Raw genomic sequence first — 21,404 nt, forward strand, 5'->3', positions numbered from 1 at the left:
CATGTTAATTGTCCCTACCGTTCACGCAAGCCCTTCTGACCCAAACGGAGCTTCCTGATGCGTATCGCCGCCGGCCTCGTCATGGCCGCCCTGCTGACCACCCCGGCCCTCGCCCGGGCTCCCGCCGACCCGCCGGCCGCCGCCGCCAAGGCTCCGGCCTTCTCGGCCGACACGCCGCTGGAGGCCGTCATCGCCGACCCGGCCGCCAAGGCCGCGCTGGACGCCACCCTGCCGAACATCGCCACGCATCCGTCCTTCGACCAGTTCAAGTCGATGAGCCTGCGTCAGCTGCAGCCCTATGCCGGCGGCAAGATCAGCGACGAGCAGATCGCCAAGGTCGACGCGGCCCTCAAGGCCTTGCCGACCAAGCCCTAAGCATTGACGGACGGGGCGCCGGCCCCGACTGTCGGCCCCCGTCTATCCATGAGTCTCATGACCGAACGCCCCCGTCGCCGCACCCAGGCCGAACGCAGCGCCAGCACCCGCGCCACCCTGCTGGACGCCGCCATCCGCTGCCTGCACGAGAAGGGCTATGCGGCGACCACGACCCTGCTGGTCGCCGAGGAGGCGGGCCTCAGCCGGGGCGCGATGCTCCACCAGTTCCCGACCAAGGTCGACCTGATGACCTATGTCGTGCAGTCGGTGTTCGACGAGGAGATGGGCATCTACGACGCCAAGCTCAGCGCCTTCCCGGACGCCAGGCAGCGCATCCAGGCCTTCCCGGAAATCGTCTGGGAGGTGCTCAGCCGCCCCTCGGGCGTGGCGGTGCTCGAGATCCTGCAAGGTTCGCGCAGCGACCCCGACCTGGCGGCCCGCCTGGCCCCGATCCAGGCCAAGATCGAAGAAGACGCCCTGCAGCGCGTCGACCGCTGGTCGGAAGCGTCCAACTCCAAGGCGGCCATGCGGCTGGTGGTCTGGGCGGCGCGAGGCTTGTCGATCGCCCAGGTGCTGGCTCCGGATCCCCAGGAGATCCCCAAGTCGATCACGCTGCTCAGCCGCATGTTCGCCGCCTATGCGGATCGGCCTCGCTAGCGCTTGGGCCAGTGAAGGCGAAGAACCCGTCTCCAACCGTCGCTGTCGCCCGACTGTCATGAGCGGTCGCTAAGGAAACTGCAGTTTCAGCCTTGGGCCGCCACGCCGGGCATGTCGTCCTGTCTCCGCACCTGTGTGATCGGGGTCGCCCTCTTGGTCGCACCCGGGGCGATGGCCGGTACGCCCGCCAGCCTTGGTGAGAGCCTCACCCGGCTGGCCGCCCAGCGCGACGTGCTGATCCTCTATGCCCCCGATCTGGTGGCCGGACGCCCCGGCAGGACCGTCCCGCCGCCGGCCTTGTCACCACGCGCCGCGATCGAGGCGCTGCTGGTCGGCACGGACGCCCGGGTGCGCGAGGTGCGTCGAGGCGTGTTCGTCCTGGAACGGACGGGGTCGCCGGTCAGCGCCGCCCCATCCATCGCGCCCGCTCCGGATCCGCAGCCCACCGAGGTCGAGGCCCTGACGGTCACGGCGGCCTATGCGGCCAGCCTCGACAACTCCCTGAGGGCCAAGCGCGCCGCGGCCTATGTGCTGGACGCCGTCAGCGCCGAGGATATCGCCCGCCTGCCCGCCGCCAACGCCGCCGAGGCTCTGCAGCTGGCGCCCGGCGTCAGCCTGGAGCGGCACCGGGGCGTGGGCCTCTATGTCAGCGTCCGAGGCCTTGGCCCCCAGTTCCAGAACGTGCTGCTGAACGGCCGCCCGATCGCCCTGAACGACCTCGTCGAGAACGGCGGCTTCCGGGGGCGGCAGTTCCGCTTCGAGGTCCTGCCCGCCGACGTCATCGACCAGATCGAGATCGCCAAGTCGACCACCGCCGACATGGACGAGGGCGCCTTGGGCGGCAATATCGACGTGCGCACCTTCAAGCCTCTGGAGCGCGGGCGGCGATCGGTGCTCTCGGTCCGCGCTTCCCAGGGTCAGGTCCGCAAGCCCGATCCGTCCGTGTCGGGCGTGTGGAGTTGGGTCGACGACAGCGGGCGCCTGGGCCTGCTGGCGGGCGGCGTGGTCGATCGGCGGCGCATCCGCAACGACCGCCTCTACCAGACCGGCTGGAACCTGAACCGCTTTGCCTCGGTGCTGGGGCCGGGTCTCTACACGCCCACCCGCACGCGGCCGACGATCGAGCTGGAGGACCGCCGCACGGTGTCGGGCGACTTCACCCTGCAGTGGCGGCCCTCGCCGAACTGGCGGCTGGACATCGATCTCTTGGCGACGCGCCTGGACGCCCACTACGAAGAATACGGCCTGGACATCTATCCGGACGACGCCTCGGTCTCGAGCCCCCGGTTCGTGGCGGGGACCCAGGTCGTCAAGGGCGACACCGTCCAGGCCGGGGTGATCGACGGCGCCCGCTGGATGGCCTCGCAGGAGCGCAGCCTGAACCGCCACGACCTGGCGGCGCTGGGCATGCACCAGCAGTGGCTGCACGGCGCCTGGACGGTCGACGCCGACTACGCCTTCTCCCGCGCCCGCAGCTATCACCCGGACGGCCGTGGCACGGTGCGCGCCCGCGTGGCCTTCTTCGCGCCCCTGCAATACGACTTCAGCCACGGCCTGAGCGGCGGTCCCACGCTGCGCACGACGGTCGACTACGCCAATCCCGCCAGCTTCGTCGGCCAGACCTTCGACTACACCTGGAAGGACTCGCGCGACACTGACCAGCTGTACCGGATGGATGCGCGCCGGGACCTCCACGGCGGCAGCCTGTCGTTCGGCGCCGAGGCCCACATCCGCAAGCGCGACTACCGCCGGCGCGACTGGAACCTGAACACCCTGGTCGGCGTGCCGCTGGTCAGCCTGGGTCCTGACTTCTACGGCCAGACGCCGTTCTCGGACTTCCTGTCGGGGACGCCCGCCGACCTGCCGCGCCGCTGGGTCGCGCCGGACGCCCGGGCCTTCTATGACCGGCTCTACACGCCGACCATCGCCGCCCAGGCGCCGTCCCTGGCCGACCTGCGCAACTCGTTCGTGGTGCGCGAGGCGATCCGCTCGGCCTATGTCCGCTACGACTTCAAGACCGCCCTGCTGACCCTTCCGGTCAGCGGCGACATCGGCCTGCGCCATGCCAGCACCCGGCAGACCTCGGTCGGGGTGGTGTCCAGCGGCGATGATCCCCTGCCCGCCCAGTGGCGCAAGGACTACGGCAACTGGCTGCCCAGCGCGAACCTGCGGGTCGACCTGGCGGACGACGTCCTGCTGCGCCTGGCCGCCTCGCGCGTGGTCAATCGGCCCAATGTCATCGACAACGCCCCGCGCATCAGCCTGGCCCGCGACACGCCCACGGCCAATGGCGGCAATCCCGACCTGGCGCCGTTCCTGGCCACCCAGCTGGACGTGTCGCTGGAGTGGTACATCCCCAAGGGCGGCGCGGTCAGCCTGGCCGTCTTCGACCGGCGGCTGGACAACTACATCACCGCCCAGAACACCTTCATCGAGGTGCCCGGCCGCGGCCAGATCCTGCTGTCGACCAATGTCAACGGCGGCCAGGCGCGGATCCAGGGGCTGGAGGCCTCGTTCAGCCGCGTGTTCCGCGAGGCGCCGGCCCCGTTCGACGGGCTGGGCGTCCAGGCCGCCGCCACCCTGGTGCGCAGCCAGGCCAACTATTTCGCCGGCGACCGGGTGATCCGCAACGCCCTCCTGGGCCTGTCGCGCGCCACCTACAGCGCCGTGGTGTTCTACGAGAAGGGCCGCGCCTCGGTGCGCATGGGCTACAACTGGCGCGGGGCCTATCTGACCTCGATCGGCAGCTCGATCACCGCGCCCTCGACCACCGCCGCCTTCGGCTCGCTGGACGGCGCCGCCTCCTGGCAGGTCAATCGCGCGACCACCCTGTCGCTGGAAGGCGTCAATCTGGCCGACGCCCGCCGGTTCGTCTATGGCGAGAGCCAGGACCAGCCGATGGAGATTCATCACTGGGGCCGCTATCTGTCCGCGAGGCTGCGATGGGCGTTCTGACCTTCGAAGACGGCGCGCCGATCCAGGGCGAACCGCCCGGCGACGCCGCCGCCGCCGCGCCCGAGAAGGACGCCGCGCGCGACGCGCCGCGCTTCGACAGTCTGGTCGCCCGCTACCGCCGCCCGCTGCTGCGGTTCTTCCGGAGACGATCCCTGGGCGTCGAGGACGCCGAGGACCTGACGCAGGAGGTCTTCATGAGACTGTCGCGCCGCTTCTCCCACTTCCGCTGGGACAACCCGGACGGCCTGGTGTTCACCGTCGCCTCCAACACCCTGGTCGACCACGAGCGCCATCGCCGCTCGCGCCGCCATGACCACCATGTCGAGGTCGATCCGGGCCTGCCTACCGACGAACCCTCGGTCGAGACGGCCCTGGCCGGACGCCAGCGGCTGGCGCGGCTGGTGGCGGCGCTGGACGACCTGCACCCCAACGCACGCTCTGTTTTCGTGCTCTGCCGCTTCGAGAACCTGACCCAGGCGGAGGCGGCCAAGCGGCTGGGCCTCTCGGTCAGCGCGGTCGAGAAGCACATGATGAACGCCTTGGCGCGACTGCGCGAGGCGATCGAGGCCAACCCAGAATGACGACGACCTACGACAACGACCCGCCCGAGCCGGGCCAACTTCTCGCCGCCAGCCTGACCCGCCCCCTGACCTCGGCCGAGCAGGCCGTGCTGGACGCCTGGGCCCTGGAGTCGGCGGCGGCGCGCGAGGAGATCGCCCGCACGCGCGAAGCCTGGATGGCCATGGGCCTGGCCGCAGACGACCCCGCCGTGCGCGCCATGCGCCAGTCGGCCCGCCGGCAGGCCGGACTAGACCGCCCGACCTCGTGGCTGGGCCGCCGGCCCGTCGCGGCGGGCCTGGGCTTAGCGATCGCCGCGTGCCTGGCCGTCGGCGTGGCCATCAGCCTGCAACCGCAAACCCGCCTCTATACGGCCCCCGAGCACGAGGCCGCCCGCCTGACCCTGGCCGACGGCAGCCACGTGGTGCTCAGCCCCGGCGGCCGCCTTGAGACCCGCTTCGCCCGGACCGCGCGCGACGTCTCGCTGCAGCGTGGCGACGCCTATTTCGAGGTCAACCACGACGCCAAGCGGCCGTTCGCGGTGGCCGCCTCGGGCCGGACCCTGACCGTGCTGGGCACCCGCTTCAACGTGGCCGGCGGCGACCGCCTGACCGTGTCGCTGGTCGAGGGCTCGCTGCGCGTCAGCCAAGCCGGCGCGCCCAGCGTGATCCTGCGTCCCGGCCAGCGCTATGTGGAAACCGCGCCGACCGCCGGCGCCGTCCAGCCGGGCGACGTGGCCGGCGATGCGGCCTGGACCAACGGCCGCGTCGTGCTGTCCGGCGTGACCCTGGCCCAGGCGGCCGAGCGCCTATCGCGCGCGGCCGGCCGTCCCGTCGCGCTGACGGACCCGAGCCTGGCGAACCTGCGCCTCTCCGGCTCGCTGCGCATCCAACGGATGGACGATGTCGGCGCGGCTTTGGAGGCCCTGCTGCCGGTGCGAGCCCAACCGACGCCCGAAGGCGGCCTGACGATCTCGCCGGCCGCCAGGTCATCCGGACGCGGATAAAAGCCGAGACTTTTCAACAGGTCGTCGCAAATAATTCACCGACGACGGACTGAGGTGGCGCGACCGCGCCTCCGTTCTTCTCCTCCGACCCGCGCCTCCCCGCGGGCCACACAGAGAGATCGGGGGATACATGATCCGCTCCACCAGACCCGCGCGTTGCGCGGGCGCCGTCGCCATCCTGGCCTTCGCCGCGCTGGGCGCCGGCCAGGCCTTCGCCGCCGACGCACCGGCCCCGGCCCCGGCCGACGCGTCCAACGCCGTCGACGAGGTCGTCATCACCTCGTACGGCAAGAGCCTGCAGGCCGCCGCCCAGCTGAAGCGCTCGGCCGACTACGGCCTGGACGCCGTCAACGCCGAGGACATCGGCAAATTTCCGACCCGCAACGCCGCCGACGCGCTGCAGCTGGTCACCGGCGTCACCATCGACCGCCAACGCGGCGCGGGCCTGTATGTCAGCGTCCGGGGCCTGGGTCCGCAGTTCCAATATACCGAGCTGAACGGCCGCTCGATCGCCGTCAACGACCTGATCGAGAACGGCGGCGCCAAGGGCCGTCAGTTCCGCTTCGAGGTGCTGCCCACCGAGCTGATCTCGCAGATCGAGGTCGTGAAGACCCCGACCGCCGACATGGATGAAGGCGCCCTGGGCGGCAACATCAACATCAAGACCTTCAAGCCGTTCGACCTGGGCAAGAAGGCCGCCTTCTCGGTGCGCGAGACCTATAGCGACGTGCGCAAGAAGGCCGATCCGTCGGTCTCGGGCCTGGGCAGCTGGACCAACGCCGACAAGACCATCGGCATCCTGGCCTCGGGCCTCTATGACGAGCGCCACGTCCGCAACGACCGCCTGTATCAAGTCGGCTGGAACCTCAACAAGTTCACCTCGGTGCTGGGCAGCGGCTTCTACACGCCCTCGCGCACCCGTCCGACCATCGAGACCGAGCACCGCAAGCTGTATTCGGGCGCCGTCTCGGGCCAGTGGAAGCCAAACAGCGACTTCCAGACGGAAGTCGACCTGCTGGTGACCCGCCTGGACGTCGACTACGACGAGTTCGGCCTGGACATCTATCCGGACGACACCACCTTCGCCGTCCCGCAGTTCGTGGCCGGCAGCCAGAAGGTCGTCGGCGACACGGTCGTGGGCGCCACGATCAACAACGTCCGCTGGATGGGCTCGCGCGAGACCAGCCTGAACCGTCACGACCTGACGATCTTTGGCATCAAGCAGGCCTGGACGCCCGGCGCCTGGTCGTTCAACGCCGAGTACGGTTATTCGCGCGCCCGCAGCTATCACCCGGACGGCAAGGCCACGACGCGTAACCGCATCGCCTTCTTCGCGCCCCTGACCTACGACTTCTCGCGCGGCTACACGGCGATCCCGCAGCTGACCACGACGGTCGACTACAACAACCCGGCCAACTATGTCGGCCAGGCGTTCGACTACACCTGGAAGGACTCGCGCGACAGCGACGAGACCTTCCGTCTGGACGGCGCGCGGGTGTTCGACAGCCCGCTGACCAAGATCGCGTTCGGTGTCGAACAGCACAACATGAACCGCACCTACCTGCGTCGCGACTGGGTGCTGAACGACATCCTGAACGTGCCGCTGAGCACGCTGGGGTCCAGCTTCTACGAGCCGATGCCGTTCTCGGGCTTCCTCAAGGACTTCGCCGGCAACACGCCACGCGCCTGGGTCAGCCCGACGCGCGACGCCTACTACAACCGCCTCTACACCCCGACGGTCGCGGCCCAGCCGTGGTCGACGGCCGACCTGCGCAACTCGTTCATCGTCGACCAGAAGATCCACAGCGCCTATGTGCGCGGCGACTTCAAGTTCGACCTGGGCGCCGTGCCGGTCAGCGGCAATGTCGGCGTGCGCTATGCCGAGACCAAGCAGCTGGCCAGCGGCACGCTGACCAGCGGCTCGACCCCGGTGCCGGTCGGCTACCTGAAGGAATACAAGAACTGGCTGCCCAGCCTGAACGTGAAGTTCGACCTGCGTGACGACCTGGTCGGCCGCCTGTCGGCCTCGCGCGTCGTCAACCGTCCGAACGTCACCGACAGCGCCCCGCGCATCAGCGTCAGCCGCGACTCGCCGACGGCCTCGGGCGGCAACCCGGACCTGGATCCTTTCCTGGCCGACCAGTACGACGCCTCGCTGGAATGGTACCCGGCCCCGACCACGGCCGTGACCGCCGCCGTTTTCCTCAAGACGATGGACAACTACATCACCGCCCAGAACGTCACGATCCAGGTGCCGGGCCGCGGCGACGTGCTGCTGTCGTCCAACGTCAACGGCGGCGACGCCGAGGTGCGCGGCTTCGAGGCGGCCTACAACCAGTCGCTCTCGTTCCTGCCGGGCCTGCTGGACGGCCTGGGCGTGCAGGCCTCGGTCACCCTCGTCGACAGCAAGGCGAACTACTTCGCCGGCAACCGTCAGATCAAGGACGACCTCGTTGGCCTGTCCAAGACCAGCTACAATCTGGTCGGCTACTATGAGAAGGGCCCGATCAGCGCCCGCCTCGGCTGGTTCTGGCGCTCGCGCTATCTGCAATCGATCGGCAGCACCACCACCGCCCAGTCCTATATCGACGCCTACGGCTCGCTGGACGGCTCGCTGTCCTACCAGATCACCCCGCAATACGCGGTGACCCTGGAAGGTTCGAACCTGACCGACGAGGTCCGCTACACCTACGGCAAGACCAAGGACCAGCCGATGGAGATCTATCACTGGGGCCGCACGGTCTCGCTGACGCTCCGCGGCAAGTTCTAGACCCCCCGATCCCCGACGGCCCTCTCCGCAGCAGGGCCGTCCACTTCAACGCGGGCTGGTCGGTCACCGTCCGGCCCGCGTTTTCTTTTCAGCTCATGAGGTCGTCATGCGTTCGCTGTTCCTCGCCGCCGCCGTGTCGGCGCTGGCGTTCTCCATCTCGGCTCAGGCGGCCGAACCCAAGATCAACAGCCTGCACTGGCTGGGCTCGCACAACAGCTATCGCCCCGACCTCGATCCCGCCGCCCTGGCCCACCAGCGCCAGGTGATGGGCGAGCGTTCGCGCGGCGTCGAATACGGCCATCCGCCGATCCAGGCGCAGCTGGACCTGGGCGTGCGCCAACTGGAATTCGATCCCTACGCCGACCCGGCCGGCGGTCTCTATGCCGCGCCCTACGCCAATGATCCCGCCAAGGCTGCGATCATGAAGGCGCCCGGCGCCAAGGTGCTGCACGCGCCCGTCGTCGACGCCCGCACCCTGTGCCTGCGCCTGTCCGACTGCTTTGCCGAGGTGGCCACCTGGTCCAAGGCCCATCCCGGCCACCAGCCGATCATCCTCTTCATCAACACCAAGGAAGAGCGGCTCAACATCCCGGGCGTCCAGGACCCGCCGCTGTGGACCGAGGCCGATCTGGCGGGCGTCGACGCCAGCGCCATCGCCACCTTCGGCCGCGACCACATCATCACGCCCGACGACGTCCGCGGCGTCCAACCCACCCTGCGCGACGGCGTCCTGGCCGGCGGCTGGCCCACCCAGGCCAGCGCGCGCGGCAAGGTGCTGCTGGTGCTCGACTCCAATCCCCGCACGGCCGAAGCCTATCGCGCCGGCCATCCGTCGCTGAAGGGCCGCGTGATGTTCGGCCTCTATGCTGAGACCGAGGCCGAGGCGGCCGTGTTCAACATCCAGAACCCCAAGACCGAGGAAGCCCGTATCGCCACGCTGGTGAAGCAGGGTTTCCTGGTCCGCACTCGCAGCGACGCCGACACCACCGAGGCCCGCGACCACGACCTCACCCGCCTGGACGTCGCCGTGCGCTCGGGCGCCCAGGTGATCAGCACCGACTACTACCCCGGCGCGCCCGATCCGCTGGGCCTGAAGTTCGTCGTGCGGCCGCCGTGGTTCGCGCCAGGACGATAGGCGCGAAGGCGCGGGCCGACCACAACATAAACTACTGAATTTATTGAGAAAGGCGTGGCGGTGAGAGAGGGATTCGAACCCTCGATAGAGTTTCCCCTATACACGCGTTCCAGGCGTGCGCCTTCAACCACTCGGCCACCTCACCAGCGCACTCGAGTCGGGGGTGGTTGAGACCCCCGGCGCGGGAAGGCGCGCAATATACTCAGGGACCGGCCGGTAGCAAGCGCGTTCCCGGATGAAACTGGCGGCGCGAGCGTTTATATCGAGGCGCAAGAATTCCCGCCTCGAAAGACCGCCATGTTGTCGACGACCAAGACCCTCGAGATGCCCACCGCCGACACGGCCCTGCCCGGTCGTCCCGAGCCGATCCCGACGGCGGAAACCCACTTCGTCAACGGCCACCCGCTGAAGGGGCCCTACCCTGACGGCCTGGAGACGGCGATCCTGGCCATGGGCTGCTTCTGGGGCGTCGAGCGGGTGTTCTGGCAGGTCCCGGGCGTCTACGTCACCGCCGCCGGCTATGCGGCCGGCATGACGCCCAACCCGACCTATGAAGAGGTCTGCACCGGCCGCACGGGCCATACCGAGGTGGTGCTGGTGGTGTTCGATCCCAGGGTCGTCACCTATGAGGCCCTGCTGAAGACCTTCTGGGAGAACCATGACCCGACCCAGGGCATGCGCCAGGGCGGCGACATCGGCACCCAGTACCGCTCGGGGATCTATGTCACCAACGACTTCCAGGCCGCCGCGGCCGTGGAGTCAAAGGAGGCCTACGCCCAGGCGCTGTCGGCCCAGGGCCTGGGCGACATCACCACCGAGATCGCCGCAGCCGGCCCGTTCTATTTCGCCGAGGACTATCACCAGCAGTACCTGGCCAAGAATCCGGACGGCTATTGCGGCATCGGCGGCACCGGCGTGGTCTGCCCCATCGGCCTGGGTGTAGACGCCTGATGACACCGGAAGCCTTCGACAAGGCGTGCCTGGCCCTGCCGGGCGCGACGCTCTCGATCCAGTGGGGCGACGACCACGTGTTCAAGGTCGGCGGCAAGATGTTCGCCGTCCGGGGCAACGCCGTGCCCAAGGGCGGCATCTCGTTCAAGGTCTCGGACGTGGCGTTCGAGGTCCTGACCGAGACCGGCCGCGCCATCCCCGCGCCCTATCTGGCCCGCGCGAAATGGGTGCGGTTCGAGGATCTCTCGGACCTGGACGCCGATGAGGTCGCCGACTGGCTGAAGAGCGCCCACGGCCTGATCGCCGCCAAGCTGACGAAGAAGGTCCGCTCGGAGCTGGGCCTCTAGCTCACTGCGTGATCCTCGTCCTTCGACAAGCTCAGGATGAGGATCATGGCGGGTTCAGTAGAAAACCTCATCCTGAGCTAGTCGAAGGACGAGGTTTTCGGTCCCGCCGACAACCCCTGGAGCGCGGTCGTCTCGATCGCCTCCAGCAGGCGCTCGTTGGTCAGGCCGGGCGTGCCGGGCGTCCACTTGGTCAGCCAGATCAGCATGCCGACCAGCAGTTGCACGACCAGCGGCGGCTCGCAGGCGACGATCGTGCCGTCGGCCATGCCCTCCTCCAGGAACCGCTCCAGCCGCTTGGACAGACGCGCCGTCCAGGCCTCGATGGCCTTGCGCTGGTCGTCGGCCAGATACGAGCTGTCGCCGAAATAGAGCTGCGGCCCGTTAGTCACCGCGTCGTCCAGCAGCGCCATGAAGAACCGCCGCAGCTTGCACAGCCCCGTGCCGCCATCGGCCTCGACCACCGACAGGATCGACTCGAAGCGTTCCAGCGAGCGCTCGTGGCCCGCGAAGGCCAGGGCCTGCTTGTTGGGGAAATAATAGTAGAGCGCCGCGTCGCGCAGATCGATGGCCGCGCCGATCTCAGTCATGGTCGCGGCGGCGAACCCCTTGGCGTTGATGGTCTCGATGGCCGCGCGCAGGATCGCCTCCCGCTTCTTCACCGACTTCAGGCTCTGCGCCATCGGCCTGGTCTCTTCGACCAGAACCACGGGATCCCCCACCTTCGCCAACCGCGCTCTCTCCTCCGGGACGTCCTCGATTCTTCCGTCGGGGAACGTCGATATTTCACACTTGTCACGAACGGCGTCGGGATCAATCCGTTAAATTCTAACTTGCGTTAGAATATCGAGTTCATATTAAAATCAGCGTCAGTTACGTGCGGCATGCAAGGTCGCACGGGCTGGGGCGGAAACATGACGCAAAGCGTCTTCATCCAGGACCAGGGTCAACCGACCGCGTCTCGCGGACCGGTCGGCCGGCCAGGATCGCCCTTCCCCTACGTCACAATGGTCGTCCTTCCCCAAAAGAAACCCGCGATTGCTCGAGGCGGGATGGGAAGAAACGCGGCCGATAATAAAGAAAAACAGGGAGTTAGTTATGAGAAACGTCCATCTGCTGGGGGTCTCAGCCCTGGCGCTCGCCATCGCCTCTCCGGCCTTCGCTCAACAATCCACGCAGGCCGATAGCACCTCCATCGAAGAAATCGTCGTCACCGCCACCAAGCGTGAACAGACCCTGCAGGACGTGCCGATCTCGGTCGCCGTCACCGGTCAGCAGACGATCGAACGCGCCCAGGTCCGCGACCTGATCGACCTGCAATCGGTCGTTCCGTCGCTGAAGGTCCAACAATTCAACGCCGCCGGTCAGACCAACTTCGTCATCCGCGGCTTCGGCAACGGCAACGGCAACGACGGCATCGAAAGCTCGGTCGGCATCTTCATCGACGGCGTCTATCGCTCGCGTTCCGCCGCCGCCCTGGATGACCTGCCGGAAATCGAGCGCGTCGAAGTGCTGCGCGGCCCGCAATCGACCCTGTTCGGCAAGAACGTGTCGGCCGGCGCGATCAGCATCGTGACCAAGAAGCCGCAGTTCGAATTCGGCGGTAAGGTCGAAGGCACGTACGGCAACTACAACACTCGCCAGCTCAAGGGCACGATCACCGGCCCGCTCAGCGACACCGTCGCCGTGCGCCTGTCGGGCAGCGTCAACAAGCGTGACGGCTACTTCACCAACCTGACCACCGGCAACGACGTCAATGACCGCGACCGCTGGTCGATCCGTGGCGACCTGCTGTGGGAACCGACCGACAAGACCTCGTTCCGAGTCATCGCCGACTACAACAAGATCAACGAGACCTGCTGCGGCGTGACCTCGATCTTCAACGGTCCGGCCACCCTGGCGATCGGCGGCATCCTGAAGAAGCCGATCAGCGACACCACCAAGATCTTCGACCGCGACGTCATCTTCAACACCGACCCGGCCAACAAGCTGTCGGGCAAGGGCGTGTCGGGCCAGCTGGATCATGACTTCGGCATCGCCAAGCTGACCGCCATCACCGCCTATCGGAACCAGAAGAACGCCTCGTTCCAGGACATCGACTTCACCGGCGCGGACATCTCCAACAACCGCACGGCCAACGCCATCAAGACGTTCACCCAGGAAATCCGCCTGGCCTCGAACGGCGAAGGCCCGTTCAACTGGCTGATCGGCGGCTTCTACCAGAATGAAAAGCTGGATACCGGCCGCACCATCACCTACGGCAGCGACGTCCGCGCGTTCGCCGACGCGCTGTCGGGCGTGGTCAACACGGCCACCCTGCCGGCCGCGATCCGCCCGGCCCTGACCGGCCGGTCTAACATCTACACGCTCGAATTCCTGCAGAGCCTGGTGACGCCGTCGATCCGCCCCGGCTCGACCTACTTCCAGGCCGGCCAAGGCCTGAGCGACTACTACAAGATGAAGCAGGACTCGTACTCGCTGTTCAGCCAGTTCGACTACAAGGTCACCGAGAAGCTGACCCTGACCGGCGGCCTCGCCTACATGAACGACACGAAGAAGGCCCGCTCGAACGTGGTCATGAACGACCCGTTCTCGGCGCTGAACCTGAGCGCCGTGCCGCAGTTCCCGGCCCTGGGTCTTCCGGCCAACGCCTTCAGCGCCCTGGGCGCCCTGCAGTTCTTCTACGGCAATGACCCGACCCACGGCCCGGTCAACTATCCGAACGCCAGCGAGTCCGGTCAGCTGAAGGGCGACAAGATCACCTACGCCATTCGCGCGGCCTATGACTTCGGCGCGATCAACGCCTATGCCAGCTACTCCACGGGCTGGAAGGCCGGCGCGTTCAACCTGTCGTCGGACAGCCGTCCGCCGAACGCCAACGGCGTGGGCCGCAGCGCTCAGCCGGAGAATGTCGACGTCTACGAACTGGGCGTGAAGGCCAGCTTCCCGGGCGGTTACGCCAACGTCGCGGTGTTCAAGCAGTCGATCAAAGGCTTCCAGTCGAACGCCTTCACCGGCCTCGGCTACAGCCTGGTCAACGCCGGCGAGGAGTCCGTCAAGGGCTTCGAGGTCGACAGCGCCTGGCGCCCGGTCCAGTGGCTGAACCTGGCGGCTTCGGTCACCTATCTGGATCCGAAGTACGACAGCTTCACCGGCGCGGCCTGCGTGGCCTACGACACCGTCCGCTGCCCGCGGGATCCGGTCACCACGCGCATCCCGAACTTCCGAAACCTGACGGGCGAAACCCCGGCCGGCATCGCGAAGTGGTCGTTCTCGACCTCGGCGACGATCAACCACGACATCAGCGAAAACTGGAACGGCTATGCGCGCGTGGAATATGACCACAGCAGCAAGGTCCAGCTGACGGAAACGGTGTCGCCGGCCCTGGCCAGCTATGACACCAACATCGTCAACGCCAGCCTGGGGATCATCAACACCCCTCGCCAGCTGGAAATCGGCCTGTGGGCGCGTAACCTGACCAACGACGAAAGCCTGATCTCGGCCTTCCCGACCGTGGCCCAGGACGGCAGCTACAGCGGCTATCCGAACGCCCCGCGCACCTACGGCGTGACGGTCCGCAAGAGCTTCTAAGGCTCACGCACTGAACGGAGTTGGGGCGGCTCGATCTCGGGCCGCCCTTTCTTTTGCACCAAGTGGCCTGACCAATTTAGTTTGCGCCCTGACCACTCGCCGTGCTTCAACTGCGCCAACCAAAAGTGGAGGACGCGATGGGTACGGGTTTGAAGGCTCTGGCGAGCGCGACGTGCGCGTTCGTCCTGCTGGCGCCGATCGGGGCGCTGGCCTCCTCGCCCACCCTGACCCGGGCCGACAATCGCGACGGCCAGGACCTGTCAGGGACCTGGCATTATTCGGTCGACCCGTATCGCGACGGCCTGGCCGGCTTCCACCGCGGCGCGCCGGGCGCGGGTCATCGGCGCTATGACGACGTCGATGTCGACGCTTTGACCAAGGCCAAGCCAACGGCGCTCTACGAGTACGACATGGACCGCGCGGCGACGGCGACCTTGCCCCAGGGCTGGGTCGGCCACGATCCCAGCCTGCGCTACTACCAGGGCCTGATGTGGTACACGCGCCGCTTCGACACGCCGGCGCTAAAGCCCGGCCAGCGCGCCTTCCTGCGCTTCGAGGCGGTCAACTACACCGCCAAGGTCTATCTGAACGGCAAGGCGGTCGGCGAGCACGAGGGCGGCTTCACGCCGTTCTCGATCGAGGTCACCGACACCGTACGGGCCAGCAACAACCAGCTGACGGTCGGGGTCGACTCCACGCCCCAGGCCGACGGCGTGCCGCCGCCCGTCACCGACTGGGAGAACTATGGCGGCATCACCCGCCCCATGCGCCTGGTCATCACGCCCGGCACCTTCATCGACGAAGCCTGGGTGCGCCTGACCAAGGACGGCAAGATCGCCGCGACCGTGAAGCTGGACGGCGCCCAGGCGGCCAACCAGGAGGTCCATGTCCGCGTCGCCGAGCTGGGTCTGGACGTCACCGGCCGCACCGACGCCAAGGGCGTGCTGACCGCCTCGGCCGCCGCGCCCAAGGGCCTGGTCCGCTGGTCGCCCGAAAAGCCCAAGCTCTATGACGTCGTCGTCCAGACCGGCGACGACAAGCTGACCGACCGGGTCGGCTTCCGCACCATCGAAACCAAGGGCCGCGACATCCTGCTGAACGGCAAGCCGATCTTCCTGCGCGGCATCTCGGTGCACGAGGAGGAGTTCGGCGATAATCCCGCCCGCACCATCACCGAGGCCGGGGCCCGCGCCCTGCTGTCCGAGGTCAAGGACGGCCTGCACGGCAACTTCGTGCGCCTGGCCCACTATCCGCACAGCGAGGTCACCACCCGCCTGGCCGACGAGATGGGCCTGCTGGTCTGGAGCGAGATCCCCGTCTACTGGCTGGTCGACTTCGGCAATCCGCGCACCCTGAAGCTGGCGCGCGACATGCTGGCCGACAACATCCGCCGCGACCGCAACCGCGCCTCGATCGTCATGTGGAGCGTGGCCAACGAGACCCCGGTCGAGGGTCCCCGCAACAGCTTCCTATATCAGCTGGTCGACGACGTCCGCGCCCTGGACGACAGCCGCCTGGTCACCGCCGCCCTGCTGACCGAGCGCAAGACCGTGGACGGCCACCCGCTGACCAGCCTGAACGACCCGCTGGCCGACAAGTTGGATGTGCTGTCGATCAACACCTACAACGGCTGGTACGGCAATGACGCCCTGGACGATGTGCCCAACATCGCCTGGAAGCCCACCGACAAGCCGATGGTGTTCTCCGAGTTCGGGGCCGACGCCCTGGCCGGCTTCAGCGACCCCGTCCTGATGCGCAAGTTCTCCGAGGACTTCCAGAAGAAGTACTACGAGAAGACCCTGGCCATGGCCGCGAAGATCCCGAGCCTGCGCGGCATGTCGCCGTGGATCCTCAAGGACTTCCGCAGCCCGCGCCGCCAGCATCCGGTCTATCAGCAGGGCTGGAACCGCAAGGGCCTGGTCTCGCCGACCGGCCGCCGCAAGCCGGCCTTCTGGGTGCTGCAGCAGTTCTACAAGGACAAGGAAGCCGGGAAGTAGTCGCCCGTCCCGCAGGCTCTCTACGACCAAAGTCGCAGAGGGCGGGCGCGGCTTTGCGATAGCGCTCCCATGGCGGGGGCGTTATCCCAAAAGCCGGCTTACGCCCAAGAATAGCGGGGAATTGAATGACGACGCGGCGCGATGTGATGGCGGGCGGCTTCGCCCTGGCGACCACGCTGCTGGCGCCCCGCCCCGGCCGCGCCGCGCCTGTCACCAAAGCCCATGCCCAGCGGGTCAAGGACCTGCTCTCGCGCATGACCCTGGACGAGAAGATCGGCCAGATGCACCAGCCGGCCGGCGGTCGGCAGAAGGCGCTGAATTCCAAGATCGACGCGGCCGCGCTGGACCTGGTCCGCAAGGGCGGCGTCGGCAGCTACCTGCACGTGGCCGGCGCCCAGTTCCTGACCGACCTGCAGAAGGTGGCCGTCGAGGAGTCGCGGCTGAAGATCCCGCTGCTGTTCGCCATCGACGTCGTCCATGGCTACCGCACCCTGTACCCCGTGCCGCTGGCCATGGCCGCGACCTTCGATCCCGACAGCTATCGCGCCTGCGCCCGCATGGCGGCGGTCGAGACCAGCGTGGCGGGCCTGCACTGGACCTTCGCCCCGATGGTCGACGTCGCCCGCGACCCGCGCTGGGGTCGGGTGGTCGAGGGCGCGGGTGAAGACAGCTATCTGGGCTCGGTGATGAGCGTCGCTCAGACCGAAGGCTTCCAGACCAAGGACCTGGCCGGCAAGGACACGGTGCTGGCCTGCGTCAAGCACTTCGGAGCCTATGGCGCGGTCGCGGGCGGCCGCGACTATGACAGCGCCGACCTGTCGGAGCGGACGCTGAACGAGGTGATCCTGCCGGCGTTCGAGGCTGGCAAGACGGCGAGCGCGGGCTCGTTCATGACAGCCTTCAACGACATCGGCGGCGTGCCCACCACCGCCAACGCCGCCCTGGTGCGCGGCCACCTTCGGGAGAAGTGGGGCTTTGACGGCATCGTCGTCAGCGACTGGAACGCCATCGCCGAACTGGTGTCCCACGGCATCGCCGAGACCCCTGCCCAGGCCGCCGCCCTGGCCCTGAAGGCGGGCGTCGACATGGACATGGCCGGCGGAGTCTATGCCGCGCACCTGAAGGCCGCCGTCGCCGAAGACCCCTCGCTGCTGCCGCTGATCGACCAGGCCGTGGGCCACATCCTGCTGACCAAGGCGCGCCTGGGCCTCTTCGACGATCCCTACCGCTTCGGCGACGTAGCCCGCGAGAAGACCGTCATGGTCAGCGCCCCGCACCGCGCCATCGCGCGCGACGCGGCCCGCAAATCGGTCGTGCTGCTGAAGAACGACGACGCTCTCCTTCCCCTCGCCAAGACCGCCAAGGTCGCCGTGGTCGGGGCCCTGGCCGACGACGCCCGCAGCGCCATCGGCTCGTGGAAGGCGCGCGGCGAGGAGACCGACGCGGTCACCCTGGTCGCGGCGCTGAAAGCCCGCCTGCCGGGCGTGACCTTCGTCTCCGGCGCGGCCCCGCGCAGCGACGACCTCTCGGGCGTCGGTGCGGCGGTCGCAGCAGCCCAGGCGGCTGACGTGACCCTGCTGGTGGTCGGCGAAGACTTCGACCACAGCGCCGAGTCCCGCAGCCGCTCTGACCTCTCCCTGCCCGGCGCGCAGAAGGCCCTGGCCGACGCCGTACTGGCCACCGGCAAGCCCGTGGTGCTGATCGTCATGGGCGGCCGTCCGCTGGCCATCCCCGACCTGCTGGCCAAGGCTCCGGCCTCGCTGATGACCTGGCTGCTGGGCGTCGAGAGCGGCCCGGCCCTGGCCGATATCCTGCTGGGCGAGATCTCGCCCGCCGGCCGCCTGCCGATGGGCCTGCCGCGCACCGCCGGCGCCCTGCCCGAGACCTACGCCCACTACCCCACCGGCCGTCCCGCCGATCCGGACCTGGCCAAGGACACCGCCCGCTACCACGACGTCGACGTCGGCCCGGTCTATCCGTTCGGCCATGGCCTCAGCTACGCGACCTTCGGCTATTCGGACGTGACGCTGGACAAGGCCGAGATCGGTCCCGCCGGCACGATCGCCGTCACCGTGGCGATCACCAACACCGGCAAGGTCGCCGCCGACGAGGTGGTGCAGCTGTACATGCGCGACCCGGTCGCCGCCGTCGCTCGCCCCGTGAAGGAGCTGCGCGGCTTCCAGCGCCTGGCGCTGAAGCCCGGCGAGACCAAGCGCGTGACCTTCAAGCTTTCGGCCCGTCAGTGCGCCTTCTGGGACGCCGGCAAGTGGCGGATCCAGAAGGGCCGCATCGAGCTGATGGTCGGCGCCTCGTCCGACGACATCCGGGCGCGCGCCGCCTTCGCCATCACGTCCGACGGCTGGAGCGATACGCCCGCCGCCGCCCTCCTGACCCCGGTGACCGTCGCATGAGCCTGGAAGTCTCCACCGTCCGCCGGGTCACCGCGCGGCTGATGCCGCTGTTCTGCGTGATGTACCTGATCGCCTATATCGATCGGCAGAACGTCTCGTACGCCAAGCTGGAGATGGTCCAGGCCCTGGGCCTATCCGAGGCCGCCTACGGCCTGGGCGCCAGCCTGTTCTTCATCGGCTACTTCCTGTTCGAGGCGCCGTCCAACCTGATCCTGGCCCGGGTGGGCGCGCGGGTCTGGTTCGCGCGGATCATGTTCACCTGGGGCCTGGTCACCCTGGGCCTGGGCTTCACCCAGAACGCCACGATGTTCTACATCCTGCGCTTCCTGCTGGGGGTGACCGAGGCCGGCTTCTTCCCCGGCGTATTGTACGTCCTGACCCTGTGGTTCCCGCAGGCGCACCGGGCGCGGATGGTCGGCCTGTTCATGGTCGCCTCTGCGCTCGCCAACGCCGTCGGCGCCATGGTCGGCGGGGCGCTGCTGGACCTGCACGGCCTGGGCGGCCTGGCCGGCTGGCAGTGGGTGTTCCTGGCCACCGGCGCGCCGGCCGTGCTGATGACCCCCTATGTCCTGTGGAAGCTGCCCAACGGTCCCGAGCACGCCCCGTGGCTGGAGCCCGAGCAGAAGGCCTGGCTGGCCGACACCCTCAAGGCCGAGAACGGCGGCGCCGAGATCAGCCATGCCGGGGCCTGGAAGGCCATCCTGGACCCGCGCGTGCTGCTGCTGGCGGTGCTGTATGTCGGCATGCCGCTGGGGGCCTATGGCCTGAGCTACTGGCTGCCCACCATCGTCAAGGCGTTCGGCGTGTCCAATACGATGAACGGCCTGATCAATATCATCCCGTGGATCCTGGTCGGCGCGGCCCTGTGGCTGGTGCCGCGCCATGCGGCCCGGCGCGGCTTCACGGTCTGGCACGTGGCTGGTCCGCCGCTGATCGCCGCCGTCGCCCTGGTGCTGAGCGTCGTCGTCCCCGGGACCTGGGCCAAGTTCGCCCTGCTGTGCATCGCCGCCCCGGCCATCTTCGCTGGCCAGCCGGGCTTCTGGAGCCTGCCGCCGACCTTCCTGACCGGCGCCCGCGCCGCGGCCGGGATCGCGGCGATCAACGCGGTCGGCAACCTCGGCGGCTTCGTCGCCCAGAACGTCGTGCCGATCATCCGCGACCGGACGGGCAACAACCTGGCGCCCATGCTGTTCCTGGCCGCCTGCCTGACCGTCACCGCCGTCATGGTCTTCGTCGCCTTCCGGGTGCTGAAACCCGTTGTCGGGACGCCGCGAACCCAAGTCGGCTAAGCCTCTGCGCGCGTTTGTCGCAGGAGTGCGACAGAACGGAACGTTGCCATAAGTCGCAGACTCGACGATGGTCAGATCACTCGGCGCACCCCACCGCGTCCGACACCTTTTTGTGCTAAGCCGGCTGGCCGGGCCCGATGTGGCAAGACCAGCCGGTTTGTTTTCCCGGTCATGCTCAAACCTTCCCTGGGATCCGTCCCGCACGAAGGCAAAGCCAACCCAAAACCCAGCACGCGATTAAATCGCGCAACTGGAAATTGCTTGAGAGTTACGCCCGACACCGCTCTTATGAACGCCCGCATGAAAACGATTGCGAACCGGAAGCCCGCCATGTCGTCCAAGACCGCCGCCTACAGCTTCGACGCCCGCGCTACGCTTGAGCGTCGCGTGTTGCCGCTGACGGCTACGCTGGTGCTTTGGATCGCCCTGATCGAGGCCGCTCGCCTGGCGCTCTAAGCCGCTAGAAAAGGCTTATCGCCCTTGATCGTCACGCGCTCGACGATCCGCTCCTGGGGCCAGTAGTCCAAGATCGCATAGTGTTGCGTGGCGCGATTGTCCCAGAACACGATGGCGTTCGGGGTCCAGCGGAAGCGGACCTGATATTCCGGCGCCTTCACCCGATCCAGCAGATCCGCCAGCAGCGTCTTGGCCTCGTCCTCGGGCAGGCCCAGGATCCGCGTCGTGAAGACCTTGTTGACGAACAGGTGCTTGTCGCCGGTCTCCGGATGGGTGCGCACCACCGGGTGGATCATCGGCGGATAGGCCGCCCGCAGCTCCTGCCTTTTGGCCTCGTCGACCCGGTAGCCGTAGCTCTGGATGATGTCGTGCTCGGCCGTCAGGGTTTCCAGCTGGTCCTTCAGCTTCTGCGGCAGGTCGGCATAGATCGCCGCCGTATCGGCGAACAGGGTGTCGCCGCCCAGCGGCGGCATGTGCCGCATGCGCAGCACGCCGCCCATCGAGGGCGCCTCGCGGAAGGTGACGTCGGTGTGCCACTTGTTGGCGGCGCGGACGATCGGGACGATCTCCTCGCGCAGCTTCATGCCATCGGCCGCCTCGATATGCAGGATCTCCGGGAAGCCCGGGACGTGGGCGGTAACCGGATGGCCTTCCAGCTCGCCGAAATAGCGCCCGAAGCGGACATGGTCCTCGTAGGCGATGTCCTGGTCGCGGAAGAACACCACCTTGTGGCGCAGCAGCGCCGCGCGGATGGCCGCGACGATCTCCGGCGTGAGCGGCTGCGTCAGGTCCAGGCCGGAGATCTCGGCCCCCAGCACCGTGCTGACGGGGGTGACGGTCAGGCCGGCATAGTCGACGGCGTCTTGCTGCGAGATCGAGACCGGAGCGTTCATGGCGTCCTCCCTGGAC

At 68.1% G+C, this 21,404-nt stretch carries 16 protein-coding genes and 1 tRNA gene; 14 read left to right on the top strand and 3 right to left on the bottom strand.

The window, feature by feature from the left end; genetic code table 11:
- Positions 1-57 precede the first annotated feature (57 nt).
- The 7 genes from AC1RRR_RS10885 to AC1RRR_RS10915 all read left to right on the top strand — a co-directional run bounded on the left by AC1RRR_RS10885 (position 58) and on the right by AC1RRR_RS10915 (position 9,456).
- Entirely contained in the window at positions 58-375 is a 318-nt protein-coding gene (locus tag AC1RRR_RS10885; protein WP_492812946.1) for a hypothetical protein, read from the top strand.
- Between the two features lie 57 nt (positions 376-432).
- Positions 433-1,032: a TetR/AcrR family transcriptional regulator gene (locus AC1RRR_RS10890; protein ID WP_492812948.1), complete on the top strand. Its 600-nt coding sequence runs from the start codon at positions 433-435 to the stop codon at positions 1,030-1,032.
- 171 nt (positions 1,033-1,203) lie between these two features.
- Complete coding sequence (locus tag AC1RRR_RS10895) at positions 1,204-3,987, top strand: TonB-dependent receptor (RefSeq protein WP_492812950.1); 2,784 nt, start codon at positions 1,204-1,206, stop codon at positions 3,985-3,987.
- Positions 3,975-4,568 (top strand): RNA polymerase sigma factor, encoded by a 594-nt coding sequence (locus AC1RRR_RS10900; protein WP_492812951.1) that lies wholly within the window; start codon positions 3,975-3,977, stop codon positions 4,566-4,568. Before AC1RRR_RS10895 ends, AC1RRR_RS10900 begins: the two co-directional genes overlap by 13 nt.
- Complete coding sequence (locus AC1RRR_RS10905; protein ID WP_492812953.1) at positions 4,565-5,551, top strand: FecR family protein; 987 nt, start codon at positions 4,565-4,567, stop codon at positions 5,549-5,551. The genes AC1RRR_RS10900 and AC1RRR_RS10905 overlap by 4 nt, the downstream gene beginning before the upstream one ends.
- 130 nt (positions 5,552-5,681) lie before the next feature.
- Complete coding sequence (locus AC1RRR_RS10910) at positions 5,682-8,321, top strand: TonB-dependent receptor (protein ID WP_492812955.1); 2,640 nt, start codon at positions 5,682-5,684, stop codon at positions 8,319-8,321.
- Positions 8,322-8,427: 106 nt separating this feature from the next.
- Positions 8,428-9,456 carry a phosphatidylinositol-specific phospholipase C domain-containing protein gene (locus AC1RRR_RS10915; RefSeq protein ID WP_492812957.1) on the top strand — a complete coding sequence of 343 codons (1,029 nt, stop codon included), beginning with the start codon at positions 8,428-8,430 and terminating at the stop codon, positions 9,454-9,456.
- 55 nt (positions 9,457-9,511) lie between these two features.
- On the opposite strand, the gene AC1RRR_RS10920 is transcribed toward AC1RRR_RS10915, so the two are convergent.
- A tRNA-Ser gene (locus AC1RRR_RS10920) sits at positions 9,512-9,601 on the bottom strand.
- A gap of 152 nt (positions 9,602-9,753) precedes the next feature.
- On the opposite strand from AC1RRR_RS10920, the gene msrA reads away from it, so the two are divergent.
- Positions 9,754-10,407, top strand: coding sequence for a peptide-methionine (S)-S-oxide reductase MsrA (gene msrA / locus AC1RRR_RS10925; RefSeq protein WP_492812959.1), 654 nt, complete (start codon positions 9,754-9,756; stop codon positions 10,405-10,407).
- A complete protein-coding gene (locus tag AC1RRR_RS10930; RefSeq protein WP_492812960.1) occupies positions 10,407-10,754 on the top strand; it encodes an MmcQ/YjbR family DNA-binding protein in 348 nt (115 codons plus the stop codon). Before msrA ends, AC1RRR_RS10930 begins: the two co-directional genes overlap by 1 nt.
- A gap of 77 nt (positions 10,755-10,831) precedes the next feature.
- Here the strand turns inward: AC1RRR_RS10930 and AC1RRR_RS10935 are convergent, their stop codons facing one another.
- Positions 10,832-11,482, bottom strand: coding sequence for a TetR/AcrR family transcriptional regulator (locus AC1RRR_RS10935; protein WP_492812962.1), 651 nt, complete (start codon positions 11,480-11,482; stop codon positions 10,832-10,834).
- Positions 11,483-11,849: 367 nt separating this feature from the next.
- On the opposite strand from AC1RRR_RS10935, the gene AC1RRR_RS10940 reads away from it, so the two are divergent.
- The 5 genes from AC1RRR_RS10940 to AC1RRR_RS10960 all read left to right on the top strand — a co-directional run bounded on the left by AC1RRR_RS10940 (position 11,850) and on the right by AC1RRR_RS10960 (position 20,495).
- A complete protein-coding gene (locus tag AC1RRR_RS10940; protein WP_492812963.1) occupies positions 11,850-14,342 on the top strand; it encodes a TonB-dependent receptor in 2,493 nt (830 codons plus the stop codon).
- Positions 14,343-14,479: 137 nt separating this feature from the next.
- A complete protein-coding gene (locus AC1RRR_RS10945) occupies positions 14,480-16,339 on the top strand; it encodes a glycoside hydrolase family 2 protein (protein ID WP_492812964.1) in 1,860 nt (619 codons plus the stop codon).
- Between the two features lie 125 nt (positions 16,340-16,464).
- Positions 16,465-18,750, top strand: coding sequence for a glycoside hydrolase family 3 N-terminal domain-containing protein (locus AC1RRR_RS10950; RefSeq protein WP_492812966.1), 2,286 nt, complete (start codon positions 16,465-16,467; stop codon positions 18,748-18,750).
- Positions 18,747-20,039, top strand: a complete 1,293-nt coding sequence (locus AC1RRR_RS10955) for an MFS transporter (RefSeq protein WP_492812968.1) — start codon at positions 18,747-18,749, stop codon at positions 20,037-20,039. Before AC1RRR_RS10950 ends, AC1RRR_RS10955 begins: the two co-directional genes overlap by 4 nt.
- A 330-nt stretch (positions 20,040-20,369) precedes the next feature.
- The gene (locus AC1RRR_RS10960) at positions 20,370-20,495 is read left to right on the top strand and encodes a hypothetical protein (RefSeq protein WP_492812969.1); all 126 of its coding nucleotides are present in this window, start codon (positions 20,370-20,372) and stop codon (positions 20,493-20,495) included.
- On the opposite strand, the gene AC1RRR_RS10965 is transcribed toward AC1RRR_RS10960, so the two are convergent.
- The gene (locus AC1RRR_RS10965; protein ID WP_492812971.1) at positions 20,492-21,388 is read right to left on the bottom strand and encodes a TauD/TfdA dioxygenase family protein; all 897 of its coding nucleotides are present in this window, start codon (positions 21,386-21,388) and stop codon (positions 20,492-20,494) included. The two genes, AC1RRR_RS10960 and AC1RRR_RS10965, sit on opposite strands and share 4 nt — an antisense overlap.
- Positions 21,389-21,404: the final 16 nt, after the last annotated feature.

This window comes from Caulobacter sp. GW821-FHT12D05, from assembly GCF_058807295.1.